This is a genomic window from Streptomyces colwelliae, assembly GCF_048158785.1.
Lineage (GTDB): Bacteria > Actinomycetota > Actinomycetes > Streptomycetales > Streptomycetaceae > Streptomyces.
Genome location: NZ_JBLTJC010000749.1, coordinates 1 through 1777, shown reverse-complemented (window position 1 = coordinate 1777; position 1777 = coordinate 1). Strand labels below are relative to the sequence as shown.

Below are 1777 nucleotides of genomic sequence, written 5' to 3'. Positions count from 1 at the left end.
ACGGAAAGGACCTGGCGACCGAGCGGCTGTCCGTGTTCGACCCGACCCTGCACGTCGCCCGGGTGGACGCCCCGGACCTGGTCGCCGGAGTACCGGACCTGGCCCTCATGGGCCTGGCGGTGAGCACCGGGGTTACCCACAGAAACCTCTTTCCCCACCGGCCTCCTTCCACCACTATGGGCACCCCACAAACTGGCTGGTCTGTCAGGACAGGTGCGAGGAGGCGGGCGCATGGTTCGCTCCGACGAGGACGGCGGCGCACACACCGACGCCTCCGACGCGCGGCTCACGGAACTGCTGCGCGCCGACACGTCCACGGTCTACGCGGCCCTCCAGGAACTCCGCACCCGGCACCAGCCGTCCGTCCTGTCCTACGCCCGCCTGTGCACCACGAGCGAGCCGGCGGCACGGCAGTTGGCGGCACAGGTGTTCACCCTCGCGGCGCGCGAGACGGCACGCGGCGTGGATCCGTCCGTCCCCTGGCGGTACCAACTCCTGCTGCTGACAGGGCGGGTGGCCGCGTCATGGTCCCAGGACGACCGCTCGTCCGGCCTGGACGCCGGCCTCCTCCTGCTCCTGAACACGACGGACCCGGCACCTTCCATGCTCCCGGCGTTCCTCTCGCTCCCCTCCCGGACACAGGGCCTGGTCTGGTACGGCATCGTCGACCGGGAACCGGAAACCGTGACCGCCGCCTTCCTCGGCCTCACCCGCGAGGACGTCGTCCACGGCACCGGACCGGCCCTCCAGTCCATGGCCCAGGCCTGCCTGAAGTCCCGCCTGGCCGCCTCCGACGACCCGCGCTGCGGTGACTTCCGGCGCCTGATCGAGGAGTCGGTACGCCCCGACAACCCCCGCGACAGCGCCGACCTGCACGCGCACATGGCGCAGTGCGTCCACTGCACGGGCGCGCACGAGGAACTGACCGCACTGCGGGACGCGCCGCGGGCGACGCTGGCGGAGGGGTTGTCGGCGTGGGCGGGGGCGTCGTACGCGATGCGGGGTCGCGCGGAGGCGAGGAGCAACGACCGCGGGACTCCGGCGAGTTGGGCGCCCTCGCGTCGGCTGGTGCTGGCGTCGGCGGCGCTGGGGGTGGCGTTGGTGCCGCTGCTGTTCCTTCTGTTGCGGCCGGGTGCGGCGACGTCGCGTCCCGGTGCGGCGGCGGGCGCGGGGGCGATCCCGTCGAGTCCGTCCGAGGTGACGGTGACGGCGACGGTCCCGGTGGCGCCGTCGACGAACCCGTCTCCGTCCAAGTCGCCGTCTCCGACGAGGAGTTCGAAGCCGACGCGCTCCGCGAGCGCGACGCCCTCCACGTCCCCGGCCGCTCACGCACCCAACGGCACGTACGCCCAGGTCGTGAACGTCTCCACGGGCCGGTGCCTGGACATCCGCGACGGCGACCTGACGGAGGGCACGGATGTGATCACGGCCCCCTGCACCTCGTCCAACACCCAGTTGTGGCGCGTCGACTCCGGGCGCGGGGTGGTGCGGTCGTCCGCCGACTCCGACCTGTGCCTGGACAGCCGGGGGTCCGTGGACAAGGGCGTCGGCATCTGGGAGTGCGATTCGGTGGACGGGAGCCACGGCCAGAACCTGCGGTTCACGGTGGACGCGGACGGGGTGATCCGGCCGGCGATCGCGATCCTGGCACGGGAGTCGACGTCTCGGGAGTACCGGCCACAGATCGCGGCCCTTGCTCGTCAGCCGGTACTCGTGCCGGGTCCGGCTCCCCGCCTGCTGGTAGGGCACGGTCGTCAGGATGCCGGCCGCGACCAGC

General features: G+C 72.5%; 1 protein-coding gene. It reads left to right on the top strand.

Annotation, left to right across the window (positions count from 1 at the left end; translation table 11 throughout):
* Nucleotides 1-231 precede the first annotated feature (231 nt).
* A partial coding sequence (locus ACNFOC_RS53955; RefSeq protein WP_416966252.1) for a ricin-type beta-trefoil lectin domain protein occupies nucleotides 232-1777 on the top strand: 1546 nt, incomplete at its 3' end.